At 71.1% G+C, this 18608-nt stretch carries 16 protein-coding genes; 8 read left to right on the top strand and 8 right to left on the bottom strand.

The window, feature by feature from the left end; genetic code table 11:
* Position 1 precedes the first annotated feature (1 nt).
* Genes FCI23_RS36505 through FCI23_RS36495 form a run of 3 tightly spaced genes read right to left on the bottom strand, consistent with a single transcriptional unit; the run spans position 2 to position 6253 of the window.
* On the bottom strand, positions 2-775 hold the full coding sequence (locus FCI23_RS36505; RefSeq protein WP_136728472.1) for an SDR family NAD(P)-dependent oxidoreductase: 774 nt from the start codon (positions 773-775) through the stop codon (positions 2-4).
* A gap of 32 nt (positions 776-807) precedes the next feature.
* Complete coding sequence (locus FCI23_RS36500) at positions 808-1614, bottom strand: DNA-formamidopyrimidine glycosylase family protein (RefSeq protein ID WP_136728471.1); 807 nt, start codon at positions 1612-1614, stop codon at positions 808-810.
* A gap of 7 nt (positions 1615-1621) precedes the next feature.
* On the bottom strand, positions 1622-6253 hold the full coding sequence (locus FCI23_RS36495) for an ATP-dependent helicase (protein WP_407646076.1): 4632 nt from the start codon (positions 6251-6253) through the stop codon (positions 1622-1624).
* A 75-nt stretch (positions 6254-6328) separates the two neighbouring features.
* Here FCI23_RS36495 and FCI23_RS36490 point away from each other — a divergent pair, with 75 nt between their 5' ends.
* From FCI23_RS36490 to FCI23_RS36480, 3 genes are read left to right on the top strand one after another with little or no spacing between them, the layout of a single operon-like run.
* The gene (locus tag FCI23_RS36490; protein ID WP_136728470.1) at positions 6329-7180 is read left to right on the top strand and encodes a helix-turn-helix transcriptional regulator; all 852 of its coding nucleotides are present in this window, start codon (positions 6329-6331) and stop codon (positions 7178-7180) included.
* 9 nt (positions 7181-7189) lie between these two features.
* Positions 7190-7918, top strand: coding sequence for an AzlC family ABC transporter permease (locus FCI23_RS36485; protein ID WP_136728469.1), 729 nt, complete (start codon positions 7190-7192; stop codon positions 7916-7918).
* Entirely contained in the window at positions 7915-8223 is a 309-nt protein-coding gene (locus FCI23_RS36480; RefSeq protein ID WP_136728468.1) for an AzlD domain-containing protein, read from the top strand. The genes FCI23_RS36485 and FCI23_RS36480 overlap by 4 nt, the downstream gene beginning before the upstream one ends.
* Positions 8224-8287: 64 nt before the next feature.
* On the opposite strand, the gene FCI23_RS36475 is transcribed toward FCI23_RS36480, so the two are convergent.
* Positions 8288-9190, bottom strand: coding sequence for a hypothetical protein (locus tag FCI23_RS36475; protein ID WP_136728467.1), 903 nt, complete (start codon positions 9188-9190; stop codon positions 8288-8290).
* 101 nt (positions 9191-9291) lie between these two features.
* On the opposite strand from FCI23_RS36475, the gene FCI23_RS36470 reads away from it, so the two are divergent.
* The 5 genes from FCI23_RS36470 (at position 9292) to rny (ending at position 14166) form a co-directional block, all read left to right on the top strand.
* Entirely contained in the window at positions 9292-9486 is a 195-nt protein-coding gene (locus tag FCI23_RS36470; RefSeq protein ID WP_136728466.1) for a DUF3046 domain-containing protein, read from the top strand.
* Positions 9487-9588: 102 nt separating this feature from the next.
* The gene (locus FCI23_RS36465; RefSeq protein WP_136728484.1) at positions 9589-10680 is read left to right on the top strand and encodes an AI-2E family transporter; all 1092 of its coding nucleotides are present in this window, start codon (positions 9589-9591) and stop codon (positions 10678-10680) included.
* A gap of 175 nt (positions 10681-10855) precedes the next feature.
* Positions 10856-11983: a recombinase RecA gene (recA, locus tag FCI23_RS36460; protein WP_136728483.1), complete on the top strand. Its 1128-nt coding sequence runs from the start codon at positions 10856-10858 to the stop codon at positions 11981-11983.
* Between the two features lie 4 nt (positions 11984-11987).
* A complete protein-coding gene (gene recX, locus FCI23_RS36455) occupies positions 11988-12560 on the top strand; it encodes a recombination regulator RecX (protein WP_136728465.1) in 573 nt (190 codons plus the stop codon).
* Between the two features lie 118 nt (positions 12561-12678).
* On the top strand, positions 12679-14166 hold the full coding sequence (gene rny / locus FCI23_RS36450) for a ribonuclease Y (protein WP_136728464.1): 1488 nt from the start codon (positions 12679-12681) through the stop codon (positions 14164-14166).
* 65 nt (positions 14167-14231) lie between these two features.
* On the opposite strand, the gene FCI23_RS36445 is transcribed toward rny, so the two are convergent.
* The 4 genes from FCI23_RS36445 to FCI23_RS36430 all read right to left on the bottom strand — a co-directional run bounded on the left by FCI23_RS36445 (position 14232) and on the right by FCI23_RS36430 (position 18462).
* Positions 14232-15863, bottom strand: a complete 1632-nt coding sequence (locus tag FCI23_RS36445) for an FAD-dependent monooxygenase (protein ID WP_136728463.1) — start codon at positions 15861-15863, stop codon at positions 14232-14234.
* A 112-nt stretch (positions 15864-15975) separates the two neighbouring features.
* Positions 15976-16824, bottom strand: a complete 849-nt coding sequence (locus FCI23_RS36440; protein WP_136728462.1) for an amino acid ABC transporter permease — start codon at positions 16822-16824, stop codon at positions 15976-15978.
* The gene (locus FCI23_RS36435; RefSeq protein WP_136728461.1) at positions 16821-17468 is read right to left on the bottom strand and encodes an amino acid ABC transporter permease; all 648 of its coding nucleotides are present in this window, start codon (positions 17466-17468) and stop codon (positions 16821-16823) included. Before FCI23_RS36435 ends, FCI23_RS36440 begins: the two co-directional genes overlap by 4 nt.
* A 70-nt stretch (positions 17469-17538) precedes the next feature.
* The gene (locus FCI23_RS36430; RefSeq protein ID WP_136728460.1) at positions 17539-18462 is read right to left on the bottom strand and encodes a glutamate ABC transporter substrate-binding protein; all 924 of its coding nucleotides are present in this window, start codon (positions 18460-18462) and stop codon (positions 17539-17541) included.
* Positions 18463-18608 lie beyond the last annotated feature (146 nt).

The following is an 18608-nucleotide window of genomic DNA, read 5'->3' as shown; positions in this document are numbered from 1 at the left end:
ACTACCAGGGCATCGCCACTCCGCCGTTGGGGCGGAGGATCTGGCCGGTCGTGAACGCTGAGACGTCGGAGGCGAGGAAGAGCACACTGCCCGCCACGTCCTCGGGGGAGCCGACCCGGCCGAGGGGCGCGGCCCGTATCAGCGCCTCCTCGGCGCGGGCCTGGGTCTGCTCGTTGTGGCGGGCGGTCATCGGGGTGCGGATGAATCCGGGCGCGACGGCGTTGGCGCGGATGCCGTAGGGGCCGAGTTCGGTGGCCAGGGTTCTGGTGAGCTGGACGACCGCGGCCTTGGACACGCTGTAGCAGAGCAGGCCGCGGGCGCCGGTGTCTATCGCGCCGGAGGCCATGGTGACGATGGAGCCGGAGCCCTGCGCGGTCATCGGGCGGGCGGCCTCTCGGGCGCTGTGCAGAACCCCGCGGAAATTGGTGTCGAGCACCCGTTCGAGGTCGGCGTCGTCGGTCTCCAGGACGGTGCTGCTGTGCATGATCCCGGCGATCGCAGCCAGGATGTCGAGCCTGCCGAAGGCGCTCACGGTACGGTCCACGGCCTCGGCCACCTGGGTGCGGTCGGTGACGTCCAGCGGGTGTGCGAGGGCCTGGCCACCCGCTTCGGTGATGAGCTTCGCGGTCTGCCCGGCGCCGGGTTCGTCCCGGTCCGCGCAGACGACGGCGGCCCCGGCGTCGGCGAGGAGGCGGGCGGAGGCCCGGCCGATGCCGCTGGCGGCTCCGGTGACCAGGGCGGTGCGTCCGGTGAGGTCGTACGCCTTGTGGGGCATGGTGCGACGGTACGGGCGGATCTGATGGTGCGTCAATTAGTGGGCGGGTCCGGACCTCGCTGACAGTGCGGGCACCAGTAGGCGACCCGGGCCCGGTCCGGCGGGGTGCCGTGCTCGGCGGTGCGGACCAGGGTGCCGCAGCGCAGGCAGGGGCGGTCCGCGCGGCCGTAGACCCAGTGGGTGCGACCGCGCCGGGTGTCGCCGGTGGTTATGTGGCCGTGCCTGGCCTTGTTGGCTGTGAGGAGCCGGTGGGCGAGGGCGACCAGCCGGTCGGGACCGGGGGCCTCACCGACCGGGGTCCAGGGAGTGATGCCGCGCAGAAAACACAGCTCGGCCGCGTAGACATTGCCGATGCCGGCGAGATTGCGCTGGTCCAGCAGAGCCTCGCCGACCGGGCGGCCCGGATCGGCGAGCAGGCGGCGGACGGCTTCGGCCGGGTCCCAGCCGGGGCCGAGCAGATCCGGGCCGAGATGGCCGACGGCCTTGTCCTCCTCGGCTGTGGGGAGCAGCTCCAGGACCGGCAGGCGGTACCCGACGGCCACCCGCTCGGCGGTGGCGAGGATCGCCCGCACCTGCCACTGCGGGCCGCCGCCCCAGCGCTCTCCGGGAGCGTAGAGGTGCCAGGCGCCGTCCATGCGGAGGTGCGAGTGCAGTGTCAGGCCGCCGCCGAGGCGGGTGAGCAGATGCTTGCCGCGTGGGACGACCCCCTCGACCCGGCGGCCGGTCAGGTCGGCGGTGGCGAGCCGGGGGACGCGCAGATCGGCCCGCACGAGCGTTCCCCCCGCGAGGGCCCTGCTCAGGCGGTGGGCGGTCAGCCAGACGGTGTCTCCTTCGGGCATACGGCCATCATGCCCGCAGCCGCAGACCGCGCGGCGTGGCGTGGAAACCAGCCGCTTCCAGGGCGCGGCCGAGAGCCGAGGAGAGAGCGGGCTCGCCGTTCGTCCGTTCGACGGTGAGCCGGCCCAGCGCCCCCTCGCGGACCGCCAACGACAGGGCGTCGGCCGCCGCCTGGAGGCGTATCTCGTCCTCCGGTGCCGGCCATGCCAGCAGGGTCTTGCCGCCGCGCTCCACATACAGCGCGAGCTCGCCGTCGACCAGGACAACCAGGGCCCCTGCCTTGCGGCCGGGCCGGTGGCTCACCCCGGCGGGCTGTTCAGGCCAGGGCAGGGCGGCGCCATAGGCGTTGGCCGGATCCGCAGCGGCCAGGACGACGGTACGGGCCTTGGCGTGCCGCTCCTCCTCCCGGTCCCGGGCGGTGCTTATCGCCCGCAGCCGGTCGACGGCACCGTCCATCGCGAACTGCGCCGCCCCGAGCCCCTCGACCACATATCCCCGGCGGGCCTGGCCGGTCTCCTCGAACGCGGCCAGTACCCGGTACGCGGCCGAGAAGCCGCCCTCGACCCCTTCGGCGGCCACCGCGCCCCGGGTGACCACGCCGTGCCGGTCAAGAAGGGTGTGTGTGAGGGCGTGCGCCCGGTGTGTCGGCTCCGGCTCCAGGGGCGGTATCAGGGACCAGCGCCCGGCGGCGGTCGGCGGCCCCGCCCGGGACGCCGTGGCACGCGGGGCGCGGCCGGTGAGGCTGCCGTAACGGCCGCGTGGCACCGAGCGGGGCGCCCGGTGGGCGGTGGAACCGGCGGTGCGGCCGGAGCCGAGCAGGGTGCGCAACGGCGCGAGAGTGTCATTGGTGAGCCGGCCCGACCAGGCCAGGTCCCATAGCGCGTCCGCCAGCGCCGGGTCGGTCGTGTCGTGGCCGGCCGCGCGGACCTGCTCGGCAATCTGCCGGAAGAACAGTCCGTAGCCGCCGGAGAGCGTGTCCAGCACCGCCTGGTGCACCGGCGAGAGCTCCAGCGGCCGTGGCTCGGTCAGCAGCAGGGGCGCGGTGTCCGAGAGATAGAGCGACACCCAGCCGTCATTGCCGGGCAGCGCCCCGGCACCGGACCACAGCACTTCCCCGGAGGCGGTCAGCTCATCGAGCATCGCGGGTGTGTAGCCCGAGACCCGGGACGGCAGCACCAGCTTCTCCAGCGCCGAAGCGGGCACCGATGCCCCCTGGAGCTGCTCCACGGCCCGCACCAGACCGTCCAGACCACGCAGGCTGTGAGTGCCGACGTGCTGCCACTGCGGAAGAAACGTAGCCAGGGCAGTCGGCGGCACCGGCTCCAGCTCATGCCGCAGCGCGGCCAGCGACCGGCGCCGCAGCCGGCGCAGGACCGCCGCATCGCACCACTCGTGGCCCGCACCGCCCGGCCGGAACTCACCCTGGACGACCCGGCCGGACGCGGCGAGCCGGTGCAGGGTGCCGTCCGTGACCGCGGTGCCCAGGCCGAAGCGCTGGGCGGCCTCCGCCGAGGTGAACGGGCCATGGGTGCGGGCGAAGCGGGCCAGCAGATCTCCGAGCGGGTCCTTCACCGGCTCGGTGAACGCCTCCGGTACGCCGACCGGCAGCGCGGTGCCCAGCGCGTCCCGCAGCCGCCCGGCGTCCTCGACCGCCGCCCACTGCTCCGCCCCGGCGATCCGGACCCGGATCGCGCGGCGTGCCGCCTCCAGGTCCCGGGCCCACTGCGGCTCGCCGCCCCGGGCCGAAAGCTCGTCTTTGCTCAGCGGGCCGAGCATCCGCAGCAGGTCGGCGACGCCCTCCGGGTCCTTGATCCGGCGGTCCTCAGTGAGCCACTGCAGCTCGTGCTCCAGCTCTGTCAGGACATCTGCGTCAAGCAGTTCGCGCAGCTCGGCCTGGCCGAGGAGCTCCGCGAGCAGCCGGGAGTCCAGCGAGAGGGCGGCGGCACGGCGCTCGGCGAGCGGGGAGTCGCCCTCGTAAAGGAACTGCGCCACATAGCCGAAGAGCAGCGAGCGGGCGAAGGGCGACGGCTCGGGCGTGGTGACCTCGACGAGGCGCACCCGGCGGGCCTCGATGTCGCCCATCAGCTCGACCAGGCCAGGAACGTCGAAGACGTCCTGGAGGCATTCGCGGACCGCCTCCAGGACGATCGGGAACGAGCCGAACTCCGAAGCGACCTGGAGCAGCTGGGCGGCGCGCTGGCGCTGCTGCCACAACGGGGTGCGCTTGCCGGGACTGCGGCGCGGCAGCAGCAGGGCACGGGCCGCGCACTCCCGGAAGCGGGAGGCGAACAGCGCCGAGCCGCCCACCTGGTCGGTGACCAACTGCTCGACCTCGCCCTTGTCGAAGGCCACATCGGCGGCGCCGACCGGGGACTGGTCGCTGTCCGACTCCGAGCCATGCCGGGCCGGATCGGCGTCCAGCAGATCCAGGCCGAGCAGATCAGCGTCGGGCAGCCGCAACACGATGCCGTCGTCCGCGTGCATCACCTGGGCGTCGAAGCCATACCGCTCGGCGAGCCGGGAGCCGAGCGCCAGCGCCCAGGGGGCGTGCACCTGCGCCCCGAACGGGGAGTGCACCACCACGCGCCAGTCGCCCAGCTCGTCCCGGAACCGCTCGACGACAATCGTCCGGTCGTCGGGCACATGGCCGCAGGCACGGCGCTGCTCGTCCAGATACGCCAGCACATTGTCGGCCGCCCACTGGTCGAGGCCGGCGGCGGCCAGCCTTGATCGGGCCTCTTCCGGTGTGAGCCGGCCGACCTCGCGCAGGAACGCCCCGACCGCCCGGCCCAGCTCGAGCGGCCGGCCGAGCTGATCGCCCTTCCAGAACGGCAGCCTGCCCGGCACACCGGGGGCGGGCGAGACCAGCACCCGGTCGCGGGTGATGTCCTCGATCCGCCAGGACGACGTGCCCAGGGTGAAGACATCGCCCACCCGGGACTCGTACACCATCTCCTCGTCCAGCTCTCCGACCCGGCCACCGCCCTTCTTGGGGTCGGCCCCGGCCAGGAAGACCCCGAACAGACCCCGGTCCGGGATCGTCCCGCCGGAGGTGACCGCCAGCCGCTGCGCCCCCGGGCGGCCCGTGACCGTATTCGCCACCCGGTCCCAGACCAGGCGGGGCCGAAGCTCCGCGAAGGCATCCGAGGGATAGCGCCCGGCGAGCATGTCCAGGACCGCCGTATACGCCGAATGCGGCAGCGCGGCGAATGGCGCGGCGCGGCGGACCACGGCCAGCAGCTCGTCGACATCCCAGGTGTCGAGGGCGGTCATCGCCACCAGCTGCTGCGCCAGTACGTCCAGCGGATTGGCCGGGACGCGCAGCGACTCGATCGCGCCTTGGCGCATCCGTTCGGTGACCACCGCCGCCTGCACGAGATCGCCCCGGTACTTGGGGAAGACGACCCCGGTGGACACCGCCCCGACCTGGTGCCCGGCCCGGCCCACCCGCTGCAGCCCGGAGGCGACGGACGGCGGTGACTCCACCTGGACGACAAGATCCACCGCACCCATGTCGATGCCCAGCTCCAGGCTGGAAGTGGCGACCACGGCGGGCAGCCGCCCGGCCTTCAGATCCTCCTCGACCAGCGCGCGCTGTTCCTTGGACACCGACCCGTGATGCGCGCGGGCCAGAACCGGGGGCGCACCTGCGGCCGCGCCCGACCCGCCCATCAGCTCGGCGGGCGAGTGGTCCTCCGGCAGCGGCTCGCCCATGGCGCGCTCGTAAGCGAGCTCATTGAGCCGGTTGCACAGCCGTTCGGCGAGCCGGCGCGAGTTGGCGAAGACGATCGTGGAACGGTGCGCCTGTACCAGGTCGGCGATCCGCTCCTCCACATGCGGCCAGATCGACGGCCGCTGGTCGTCGGCCCCCGCGTCCGTTGCGGGTGAGCCGCCCAGCTCTCCCAGGTCCGGTACGGGAACGACCACCGACAGGTCGAACTGCTTCTGGGAGCGCGGCTGCACGATCGTCACCTTGCGCTGCGGCGACAGGAAACGCGCGACCTCGTCCACCGGCCGTACGGTGGCCGACAGCCCGATCCGCCGGGCCGGCCGCTCCAGGAGCTCGTCCAGCCGTTCCAACGACAGGGCGAGATGGGCGCCCCGCTTGGTGCCGGCGACCGCGTGCACCTCGTCCAGGATCACCGTCTCCACTCCGCTGAGCGCTTCCCGGGCGGCAGAGGTGAGCATCAGGAACAGCGATTCGGGTGTGGTGATCAGGATGTCCGGCGGCCGGGTGGCCAGCGAACGGCGCTCGGCGGGCGGAGTGTCGCCGGAGCGGATCCCGACCCGCACCTCGGGCTCGGGCAGGCCCAGGCGTACGGACTCATGGCGCAGCCCCGTCAGCGGGCTGCGCAGATTGCGCTCCACGTCGACCGCGAGGGCCTTCAACGGGGACACGTACAGCACCCGGCAGCGCCGCTTGGCCTCGGCGGGCGGCGGGGTGCTGGCCAGCTGGTCCAACGCGGCCAGGAACGCGGCCAGCGTCTTCCCGGAGCCGGTCGGTGCCACCACCAGCACGTCCGAGCCCTCGCCGATCGCCTGCCATGCGCCCTCCTGGGCGGCGGTGGGCGCGGAGAACGCCCCCGTGAACCACGCGCGGGTGGCGGGGGAGAAGGCGTCCAGGCTGCTTCGTACCGACATGTCCTCCATAATGCCTGGTGCCACTGACAACGGGCCGTTGGTGTGATCCGTACGGCCCGCCTGGATAATGGATCCATGGGGTCGGAGGAGAAGGCGCGGCACTGGCAGGATCCCGGCCTGCCCGGCGTCGACCTGCTGCGCGCCCGGTACGTCCGCAAGACCTTTGTCCGGCACACCCATGAGAGCTTCGTCATAGCCGCGATCACCGAGGGCGTCGAGGCCTTCCACCACCGCGGAGCCGTGGAGCGGGCCGGGCCCGGTGCCCTGGCGTTGATCAACCCCGACACCGCGCACACCGGCCAGGCCGGGGTCCCCGAGGGCTGGACCTACAGCGTGCTCTACCCGGCCGCGGACATCGTCGCCCGGATCGCCGCCGAGACGACCACCGTCCGCGGCACCGTCGGCTTCACCGTCCCGGTCGCCGACGACCCGTACACCGTGCGTCTGGTCACCGAGGTGCTCAGAGCCGTCGACGAGCGGAACCCGCTCGCCGCGGACACTCTGATGCGGCACACCGTCGCCCGCGTTCTGCGCGCCCATGGCGGCGCCCTCCCGGCGCGCACCCCCCGGACCGCCGGCGCCCGCAAGGCCGAGCGCGCCCGTGCCCTGCTGGAGGAGCGGCTGGCCGGGCCGCCTTCCCTGGAACAGCTCGCCTCCTGCCTCGACACCAGCCCCTTCGCGCTGTTGCGGGCCTTCCGGGAGCTTTACGGGATGCCGCCCCATACCTGGCTCACCGACGCGAGGATCCGCCGCGCCTGCCGCCTCCTGGCGGCGGGAACCGCACCCGCCTCGGTGGCCGCCGCCGTCGGCTTCACCGACCAGCCGCACCTCAATCGCCACTTCACCCGCATTGTCGGCGTCCCGCCGGGCGCTTATGCCCGTGAGCGCGCAAGAACGTACAAGACGCCGGAGCGGCCGCGCTCGTAGCGTGCCGCTGTGACACCAACAGCGCACACACCCCAGCACGGCACGCGGCCCGGCGCCGTCCCGGCCCGCCCGGCCTCCGCGGTGGTCCGCGACGCCCTGGGCGTCGGCGTCACGGTCGGACTCTCCGGCTTCGCCTTCGGAGTGACCTCCGCCGGAGCGGGGCTCACCATCGCGCAGACCTGTGCGCTCTCCCTGCTCGTCTTCACCGGTGCCTCGCAGTTCGCGCTCGTCGGCGCGCTCGGAGCGGGCGGCGGCCCGTTCGCGGCCGCCGCCGGGGCGCTCTTCCTTGGCGTACGCAACGCCTTCTACGGGCTGCGCCTCTCCGGGCTGCTGGGCCTGCCGCGAGCGGTGCGCCCGCTCGCCGCGCAATGGGTCATCGACGAGACCTCGGCCGTCACGCTCGCCCAGCCGGACCGGCGCAGCGCGCGCCTGGGCTTCACCGTGACCGGAGCCACCCTCTACGTGCTGTGGAACCTCACCACCTTCCTGGGCGCCCTCGGTGCCTCCGCGCTCGGCAACCCGGCCGCCTGGGGCCTGGACGTGGCGGGCCCGGCCGTATTCCTCGCCCTGCTCGCGCCCATGGTGCGCGGCCGGCGCGAGCGGCTGACGGCCGCGCTGGCCGTGTTCCTCGCACTGGCGTGCCTGCCGCTGCTCCCGGCCGGCGTGCCCGTCCTCGTCGCGGCCCTCGCCGCCCCCGCTGTGCTCGCCCTGACCGGCGGCAAGGAGGAGGGCCGTTGAACACCTGGATCGCCATCGCCGCTACAGCCTTCGGCTGTTACGCCGTAAAATTCCTCGGCCTCTCCATACCGGCCGGAATCCTGGAACGGCCCCTGGTCAAACGCCTTGCCGCCCTCGTACCCATCGCCTTGCTGGCCGCCCTCACCGCCCTCCAGACCTTCGGCACCGGACGCACCCTCGTCCTCGACGCCCGCGCCGCCGGTCTGGCGGCCGCCGCCGTCGCCCTCCTGCTGCGCGCGCCCTTCCTGGCAGTGGTCGCTGCCGCGGTGATGGTCACCGGAGCCGTACGGGCCCTCACCGGCTGAGCGCCTGCCTGAGAGCGCCGGCACGCGGCCGGGTACTCCCCGGCCGCGTGCCGGCTGGAGCTGTTCAGATCCCGCGCCCGTACGCGCGCAGCGTCCGCAGCGCCTCGATGGTCACGATCGGCCGCCACTCCAGCCGGGTGCCCGGCGCCCACTCACGCCAGCGGACCGGCCAGCCGCCGTCCTCGTCCTGCTCATCAGCGAGGAAGTCCAGGGCGAGCTCCGTCTCCGCGTCCGAGAACCAGCGTGCGGCCAGCGAGTCCGGAGTGCGGGCGTAGTCGTACGTGAAGTGATACTCGCCCGGCGCGTTCCCCGGGGGCAGCGGGTGGTCGGCGGCGCGGTCGGGCTCCAGCACCACCAACTGCTGTTCACGCACTATCTGCCCCAGCCGTTCGGCGGCGGCCCGTGCCCGGGGCCGGTCGGGGGCGGAGTCGAGGAACGCGACGGCGGCCATGGCTTCGTACGGGTGCGGTTTGTCGAGCGACTCGACCGCTGCCCAGCAGAAGTCCGTAGCCCGGAAGAGCCAGGCGTGCCAGACCTCATTGCGGTGCAGCAGCCCCACCACGGGGCCGGTGGCCAGCAGGTCGCCCGGCGGGGTGGCCGTGACCGGAAGCCAGGGCGCTGCCGGATAGCCGCGCAGGGAGGGGTGCACGGCGGGCAGGGCGCCCTCGGGAGTGGAGACGGACGTCAGATAGCGGCACACGCGCTCCGCGCGCTGGCCGCCGCAGCGCCCGGTCTCGTCGAGGACGCGCAGCGCGTGCGCGGCGTGCAGGGGCTGGCTCACCGGCCCTCGCAGATCGGGCTCCAAAGCGTGGCCGAACCCGTCGTCGTCATTGCGGTACGCGGTGAGAGCGGCCTCGACCGCGTCGGCGGAGCCATGGAGGAAGTGGTAGGCGAACCTGCGCTGCTCGAGTACGCGCGCGGTCAGCCACACGAAGTGCTGGGCGCACGCTAGTGGAGTTGCTGGCATGTGCGCAGAGTAGGGCTCCGGGCACTGTCTGCATACGGCTCTGACCCTGGCGCACCTGGTCGTGCGCCCGTACGCCCCCCGGGAGCGGGATACTGGTCCGCATGAAGTTGACGGTCTTCTGGCAGCGGATGCGGGCGCACTTCGGCGAGGCGTATGCCGACTCCTTCTCCCGGGACCATGTGATGTCCGAGCTCGGTGGGCGGACCGTCCGCCAGGCGCTGGACGACGGCTGGGAGGCGAAGGACGTGTGGCGGGCGGTATGCGCGGCTGTTGACGTGCCCGCATCGCGTCGCTGAGAGACTTGGCGCGTGGCAGAGACTGGTACGACCACCATCGAAGGATCCTCCAGACCGCAGGCCGGACAGCCCGGGCCGCCCGAGTCGTCGGCGCGCTCCGGTATGCCACGCTGGCTGCCCCACGCCCTGGTGATGGCGCTGGCTCTGCTTGCCTGCTACCAGTTGGCGAGCTGGGCCTTTCACCAGGTCATCGGGCTGTTGATCGACCTCCTGATCGCTTTCTTCGGCGCGCTGGCGATCGAGCCCGCCGTGGACTGGATGGCCGCCCGCGGGATGCGCCGGGGGATGGCCACCGGGTTGGTCTTCCTGGCGGTCATGGTCGCTACCGTGTCCTTCGTGGTGCTGCTCGGCTCGCTGCTGGTCGACCAGGTGACCACCATCGGCCAGAACCTGCCGAAATACGTGGACGATGTGGTCGTCTGGATCAACGGCACCTTCCACGCCAGCCTGGATGTCGGCAAGTTGCAGGAGAACGTTCTGCACTCGGACTGGCTGCGCAAGTACGCGCAGAACAGCGCGGGCAACGTCTGGGGACTGTCTGCCACTGTCCTGGGCGGCCTCTTCCGGCTCTTCACTGTCGCCCTGTTCACGTTTTACTTCGCCGCCGACGGGCCGCGGCTGCGCCGAGCGCTGTGCTCCGTGCTGCCGCCGGCCCGCCAGGCGGAGGTGTTGCGCGCCTGGGAGATCGCGGTGGCGAAGACCGGCGGTTATCTGTACTCGCGGGCGCTGATGGCACTGATATCCGGGATCGCGCACTATGTGCTGCTCCAGGTGCTGGGCGTGCCGTACGCGCCGGCGCTGGCGCTGTGGGTGGGGCTGGTGTCGCAGTTCGTGCCAACGGTCGGCACATATATCGCGGGGGCGCTGCCCACGCTGATCGCGTTCACCGAGGATCCCTGGGATGCGGTGTGGGTGGTCGGATTCGTCGTGGTCTACCAGCAGTTCGAGAACTATGTGCTCCAGCCGCGGATCACCGCGAGGACGGTCGACATACACCCGGCGGTCGCCTTCGGGTCGGTCGTCGCCGGTACCGCCCTGCTGGGTGCGGTCGGCGCGCTGGTCGCGATCCCGGCGACCGCTACGCTCCAGGGGTTCCTGGGGGCGTATGTGAAGCGGTACGCCGTGACCGACCCCCGGGCCCACAGCCCGCAGCGGCGGCCGTTGGTGTGGTTCCGCCGCCGTCGCCGAGGTTGAACCAGCTGGTTGGTGCGCTTGACACGAAAATCGAACATCCATTCTCATGGGTGCGACGGGCCGGTTTCCACGCAGGTTATCCACAGCCCGGAGGCGGCATCGGGACGCATTGTCAGTGGCAGGCAGTAGCGTCGTGGACGTGAAGCGATCGACTCAGACACCCCGGGTGGAAGCCATGGCAGGAACCGACCGCGAGAAGGCGCTCGACGCCGCGCTCGCACAGATTGAACGGCAGTTCGGCAAGGGCGCGGTGATGCGCCTTGGCGAGCGGCCGAATGAGCCCATCGAGGTGATCCCCACCGGGTCGACCGCCCTGGACGTCGCCCTCGGCGTCGGCGGCTTGCCGCGCGGCCGTGTGGTGGAGGTCTTCGGCCCGGAATCCTCCGGCAAGACGACCCTGACCCTGCACGCCGTGGCCAATGCGCAAAAGGCCGGCGGTCAGGTGGCCTTCATCGACGCCGAGCACGCCCTCGACCCCGAGTACGCCAAGAAGCTGGGCGTCGACACCGACAACCTGATCCTCTCCCAGCCGGACAACGGCGAGCAGGCACTCGAGATCGTGGACATGCTGATCCGCTCCGGTGCGCTCGACCTCATCGTGATCGACTCGGTGGCCGCCCTTGTGCCCCGGGCCGAGATCGAGGGCGAGATGGGCGACTCGCACGTGGGCCTGCAGGCCCGGCTGATGAGCCAGGCACTGCGCAAGATCACCAGCGCGCTGAACCAGTCCAAGACCACCGCGATCTTCATCAACCAGCTCCGCGAGAAGATCGGCGTCATGTTCGGCTCGCCCGAGACCACGACGGGTGGCCGCGCGCTGAAGTTCTACGCCTCCGTGCGGCTCGACATCCGCCGCATCGAGACTCTCAAGGACGGCACCGAGGCGGTCGGCAACCGCACTCGTGTCAAGGTCGTCAAGAACAAGGTCGCCCCGCCCTTCAAGCAGGCCGAGTTCGACATCCTCTATGGCCACGGCATCAGCAAGGAGGGCGGCCTGATCGACATGGGTGTCGAGCACGGCTTCGTCCGCAAGGCCGGCGCCTGGTACACGTACGAGGGCGACCAGCTCGGGCAGGGCAAGGAGAACGCGCGGAACTTCCTGTGCGACAACCCCGACCTCTCCGACGAGATCGAAAAGAAGATCAAGGACAAGCTCGGGATCGGTGTGAAGGTCGAGGCGCCGGGCGCCGAACCAGGCGTGGACGCCGCGGGTCCGGCCCAGCCCGCCAAGGCTGAAGTCCCGGCCCCCAAGGCGGTGAAGGCGACCAAGGCCACCGCCGCGGCTGCAGCTGCCAAGGTCTGAGCCCATGGCGCGCACCCATACGGACCGCGGCGGCCCCTCCTCCTCGTCGAGGGCCGAGGGGCAGGGGCCACCGCTCGATCCCGAGGAGCAGGCGCGGGCGCTCTGTCTGCGCCTGCTCACCGGGACGCCGCGCACCCGCAAACAGCTCGCCGACGCCATGCGCCGCCGGGAAATCCCCGACGAGGTGGCGGAGCATGTGCTGGAGCGGTTCCAGGATGTCGGGCTCATCGACGACCAGGCATTCGCCAACGCCTGGGTGGAGTCCCGGCACCGCGGCCGGGGCCTCGCCCGCGGTGCCCTCGCCCGCGAGCTGCGCACCCGGGGCGTGGATGCCGAGCTGATCGGCCGGGCCGTCGAGCAGCTCGACTCCGAGCAGGAGGAGCAGACCGCACGCACCCTCGTCGACCGCAAGCTCCGCTCGACGCGCGGCCTGGAGCGTGACAAGCGGATCCGACGACTTGCCGGGATGCTCGCCCGCAAGGGATATCCGGAGGGCCTCGCTCTCCGGGTGGTCCGCCGCGCGCTGGAGGAGGAAGGCGAGGACCCGGCGATACTCGAACACTTCCTCCCCGAGTAATCCGCCAGGGGTCCCAACGTCCATGACCCCAGGGCGGCTTCCTTGACCATGGCTCTCTGCCGACCTAGCCTCACAACGAGTGACGGGTCGCGTCCTCAGAGATTCGGGAGTTGGTGCCATGGGCATCGCGCTGGGGACCGGATCGGTGTTCTCTCTCCTGTGCGTCGCAGTCACGGTGGTTGTCGCCATGACTGCCGCCGTCCTGCTGCGCCGGCTCCGCCACGAGCGCGAGCAGCTTCGTACGGCGGCCGAGCGCGAGGCCCGTGAGATCCGGGCCACCGCCAAGGACGAGATCCGCGAGATCCGGGGCGACTTGGAGCGCCGCGAGCAGCGGCTCTCCGACCGCGAGGCCCGGATCGACGCCGAGTCCGAGCATCTGCTCGTACGCAGCCGCGAGTTGGCCGATGAACGCGAAGCGCTGGACCGCCGCCGCGCCGAACTGAGCCGTGTCGAGGAGGAACAACGCGGCATTCTGGAACGCGTGGCCTTCTACACCGCAGCCGAGGCCCGCGCCGACCTCGTGCGCTCCGTGGAGCAGCAGGCCAAGCGCGAAGCGGCCGTGACCGTACGGGACATCGAGCGGGCCGCCCGCGAGCGCGGGGAGGAGCGCGCCCGGCGGATCGTGTCGTCGGCCATCCAGCGGGTGGCGAGCGAGCAGACCGCCGAATCGGTCGTCTCAGTGCTCCAACTGCCCAGCGATGAGATGAAGGGCCGCATCATCGGCCGCGAGGGCCGTAACATCCGCGCGTTCGAAGCTCTCACCGGCGTCAACCTCATTATCGACGACACGCCTGAAGCGGTACTTCTGTCGTGCTTCGACCCGGTCCGCCGTGAAGTCGCCCGGCTCACGCTCGGCGCACTGGTCAGCGACGGTCGAATCCACCCGCTCCGGATCGAGGAGGTCTACGGGCGAAGCCTCACCGAGGTCCAGCAGCTGTGCGTACGACACGGCGAGGACGCCCTCACCGATGTCGGCATCACCGACATACACCCCCGGCTCACCGCCGCGCTCGGCCGGTTGCGATACCGCACCTCCTACGGGCAGAACGTGCTCGGACACCTCCTGGAGTCCGCGCACATCGCCGGCATGATGGCCGCCGAATTGGGTGTCGACCCGGCGCCGGTAAAACGCGGCAGCCTGCTGCACGACATCGGCAAGGCCCTCACCCATGAGGTCGAGGGCAGCCACGCCCTGATCGGCGCGGACCTCGCCCGGCGGCACGGCGAGGCGGAGGACATCGTCCACGCCATCGAGGCCCACCACAACGAGATCGCGCCGCGCACCGTCGAGGCCGTCCTCACCCAGGCCGCCGACGCGATCTCCGGCGGCCGGCCGGGCGCGCGGAGGGAGCCTCTGGAGGCGTATGTCCGTCGTCTCGAACGGCTGGAGCAGATTGCCGCAGGACAGCCCGGGGTGGTGAAGGTCTTCGCGATGCAGGCCGGCCGCGAGATCCGGGTGATGGTGCGGCCGGAGGATGTGGACGACATCCAGGCGCAGGTCATCGCCCGCGATGTGGCCAAGCAGGTCGAGGAGGAGCTGACCTATCCCGGGCAGATCCGGATCACAGTGGTCCGGGAGTCCCGCGCCACGGAGTTCGCCCGCTGAGCCCTGCCCTTGCCGGGCGGGCCGGTGTGGCGTGGCTTTGCCTGCGCCGGCCGCCCGGCGAGGGGTCAGTGCGGGACCCGGTCCTCTACCTGGGCCGGCGGGCCGCCGCGCGCCAGGTCGGCGTAGGAGTACAACTCGGCCGGCCGGCACCCGGTCATCGCCGTGACCAGGTGACCGTCCGGGCGGATCAGCAGCACGCTGTGCGCGGTGGCGCCCGGATATGACTCGGCGACAAGGAGTTCCGCGCGTGTCGGCAGAGCGGCCACCGCCTTGGCGAGCCGTGGCATCAGACCGGCCGTCAGCCAGTGCCTGCTCTCCCACACCCCGGTGCCCGGAGCGATCAGCACGACGAGCAGGTCGCGGCCGAGCCGGTCACGCAGCCGCGCCCGGCTGCCGTCCAAAGCCGTCACCTCTACGTCGACCACCGGCGCGCCCGGGGGTGTCGCACAGGACGCGACGAGTGGTGATGCCTCCGACGAGCCATTGCGCGGGGCCGGCAGCGCCAGGGGCGAGCGCGTGTACACCGGGGGTGAGCCGATCGGCCCGCGCCCGAGGTGGCTGTCGGCCAGCAGCTCCGCGTACTGGCGCTGCGACCCGGACAGCACTGAGCGGCGCAGCACCGGCCAGAGTCCCTTCGCCCGCGCCAGCGGCAGCACTTGGTCGGTTGCCCGAAGCCGTGCGCCCACCGCGCCGCGCCGCTCTGCCTCGTAGCTGTCCAGCAGAGTCTCCGACGCCCCCTGGTGCCAGGCCAGCCCCAGTTTCCAGGACAGATTCTCCGCGTCCCGCAGGCCCTCCTCGACACCCTGGGCGCCCAGCGCACCGGTCAGGTGCGCCGCGTCCCCCGCCAGGAACGCCCGGCCCACGCGCCAGCGCAGCGCCAGCCGCTGGTGCACCGGGTACTCCGCCGTGCCGAGCAGCTCGTACGGCGGCACCCGGCCGCACCACGCTGTCAGGGTGCCCCGGATCCGCGCCACGACAGCGTCGGCGGTCAGCAGGTCGCTCTGCGGGGTCAGCAGCCAGTCCAGCCGCCACACTCCGTCCGGCAGCGGACGGGCCATTACCTCGGGGCCGAGCCCGGAGCCCGGCGGATCGCGGTGCAGCAGTGCTTCGCCGGGGTTCGGCAACTCAACCCGGAGCGCGGTGACCGCGTGCCGGTCCACGGCTGTACGGCCAGGGAAGCGGATCTTGAGCAGTTTGCGGACCGTCGACCGGGAGCCGTCGCAGCCGACGAGGTAACTACCGCGCCACCAGGTCTCGTCCGCGCCGCGGGTATGCACGGTGACTCCGGTCCCGTCCTGCTCCAGCAGGTCCAGGCGGGTGCCCGGCACGATCCGGGCCAGGCCCTCGGTGGCCAGTGCCTCGTGGAGCTGCCGCTCCACATGGTGCTGAGCGATATGCAGCGGGGATGTCCCGGAGTCCGGTCCGAATTCGGCTCTCGCGACCTCCTGGCGGCGGCGCATCGTGCGCCATCCCGTCCATGTGGTTCCGTCCTCGTGGATCGTGTTGCAGCCGAGCCGTGCCAGCGACTCGGCGGTGCCGGGGCTCAGCAGGGCCGTTCGTTCGGCCCGGGCGGGCCGGTCGCCGGTGCGTCCGGCTTCGGTCTCGTCGAAGACGACCGTCGGTACGCCCTGCCGGGCCAGGGAGAGCGCGAGGGCGAGCCCGGTCGGACCCGCCCCCGCGATGATCACCGGGTCCATGCGTGGGTCCCGGGAAGTAGTGCTGTCACATTGCGTATGCAACCCACTGCGGGTGCGCGCGTCAAGCGACGTCCGCTGGTCGGCGCGGTGCACCGGCCGCCGGGTAGTCCTGTCACTCCGCTTTTGCCACCTCTGTCGCCGCCTCCGGTGCGGCCGGCGGCGCACCCTTCGGGCTGCGGCGGCTACGGAGTTCGATCCAGTGGGCCAGCGCGGTGAGGGCGAGGCACATCGCGATGTAGATCGGGGCGATGATCATCAGTGTCGGGATGTAGGGGAAGCCGTGGCTGGTCTGGGCGATGAGCTTGCCTTGGTAGAGCAGCTCCTCGTAGGTGATGAGGAATCCCAGCGAGGTGTCCTTGAGGGTCACCACGAGCTGGCTGATGATCGACGGGAGCATCGCGCGCACCGCCTGCGGGAGCAGCACCAGGACCATGACCTGGGATTTGCGCAGGCCGATCGCGTAGGCGGCCTCGCTCTGTCCCTTCGGCACGGAGTTGATGCCGGCCCGGAAGATCTCCGACTGCACGGCGCCGTTGTACAGACTCAGACCGGTGACCAGGGCCCACAGCGGGGTCTGCGTGAACACCCCGACGTACAGCGCGAAGATCATGACCACTAGCGGCATGGCGCGGAAGAATTCCACGACCGTGGTGGCGAGCCGCCGCACCGCCGTGTGGTCGGACAGCCGGCCGGAGGCGAGCACCGCGGCGAGCACCAGGGAGAAGACCGCGGCCAGCGCGAAGGCCTTCAAAGTGGCGAGGATGCCGTCGACGATCCGCTGTTGGACGGTGGTGTACTCGTACGGCTTCCACAAATATGACTGAAACTGGCCCGTCTGGTCCAGTCGGTACCAGATGAAGTAGAGCAGTCCGAGGATGCCCGCGACCGCTACGGCTCCGAGGACATTATTGCGGACGCGGGCGCGCGGCCCGGGCGTGTCGTACAGGACGCTCGCACTCATCGGGCCACCGCCAGTCGGTTCTCGAGGACGCGGAACAAGGTGCCGATCACCAGGGCGAGGATCATGTAGGCCGCGGCGATCCAGATGAAGGTCGCGAAGACGTTGTAGCCCTGTTCGTGCAGTGTCGCCTGCACGCTGAACAGCTCGAAGACGCTGAAGCCGCCCGCGATCGCGGAATTCCTGGTGAGCGCGATCAGCAGGCTGCTGATGGTGGGCAGCGCTGTCCGGGTGGCCTGCGGCAGCACGATCAGCCGCAGCGTCTGTATGAAGGTCATGCCTATGCTGCGGGCGGCCTCGGCCTGGCCGAGCGGCACGGTGTTGATGCCGGAGCGCACGGCCTCGCAGATGAACGCCGACGTATATGTGCTCAGTGCGAGAATGGCGAGCTGGAAGAAGCTCCAGCCGGCGAGCCCGAGCCGGGGCAGACAGAGGACGGCGAACCAGAACAGCAGGGTGAGTGGGGTGTTGCGGAACAACAGCACCCACGTGGCGCCGAAGTGTCGGAGCGGAGGCACGGGCGAGACCCGGAAGGCGGCGATCACCACTCCGAGGACCAGGGCTGCGAGGCTGCTCAGCGTGGTCAGTTTGACGGTGCCCCAGAACCCCTCGCGAAACAGTGCGAAGTTGTCCAGTAGTACATTCATCGTTTCTCCGGGAGACGGCGCGCCGACGGCTCTGCGGCCGTCGGCGCATCGGGCACGGTCAGGTCTCGGGTCAGGACGCCAGGGCTGGGATGGTGGCGCCGGCGCCGGACTTGCCGAGCGTGGCGTCGTACGCCTTCTTCCAGTCGCCGCTGTCCTCGTGGTTCTTCAGGGCGGCGGTGACAGCGGTCTGGAAGGCGGTGTCACCCTTGAGCAGGCCCACTCCGTACGGCTCCTCGGAGAAAGGCTTGCCCAGTACTTCGATCTGGCCCGGGTACTGCGCGGCGTAGCCCTTGAGGATCGCGTCGTCGGTGGTCACCGCGTCGACCTGGCCGGAGAGCAGATTCTCCACACAGAGCGAGTAGTCCTGGTAGGCGACGATCTTCGCGCCGTAGCCGCCGTCCTGGAGGCGGGTGATGGAGGTGGAGCCCTTGGCGGAGCAGACCTTCCTGCCCTTCAGGCTTTCCTTGCTCTTGATGCTGCTGCCGCTCTTCACCAGCAGGTCCTGTCCCGCGATGAAGTACGGGCCGGCGAAGGAGACGTCCTTCTTGCGCTTGTCATTGATGGTGTACGTGCCGACGTAGTAGTCGACCTGGCCGCCCTTGATGGCGTCCTCGCGGCCGTCGGAGGGGATGGTCTTGAACTCGATCTTGTTCTCGCTGAACCCGAGATCGGCGGCGACCATCTTGGCGATCTCGATGTCGAAGCCCGAGCGCTTGTTGGTCGTGGTGTCCAGGTAGCCCAGGTTCGGCTGGTCGGCCTTCACGCCGATGGTGATCTTGCCGGCCTTGGAGATCCGGTCCCATGTCTTCGAACCGCTCAGCTTCACGCCGGTCTTCACCGTGTACGTCGGCAGCGCCGCTGCCGCGGAGCTGTTGGCGGTGTTTCCCGCCGGGTCGCCCGATGCGTCCGAAGGCGAGCCGGACTTGCCGCACGCGGCGGTGGTGGTGAGCGCGAATACGGCGATGGCCGCGGCGGCGGTCTTGCGGAACGGCATGGTGAACATCCCTCGTTGTTGGTCAGTGTTGTTGATCGAGCCGGTCAGGACTGATCAGGACAGGCCTGAGGTTGATCAAGAGTCGACCGAAGTCGATGAGAGGCGGACGAAGCCGGTCCGCGCGGCAGCATGTAAACGGACGCCAC

The sequence above is a fragment of the Actinacidiphila oryziradicis genome (assembly GCF_005047355.1).
GTDB lineage: Bacteria > Actinomycetota > Actinomycetes > Streptomycetales > Streptomycetaceae > Actinacidiphila > Actinacidiphila oryziradicis.
Note: the sequence above shows the minus strand (reverse complement) of the source record. Positions and strands in the feature narration are given on the sequence as shown.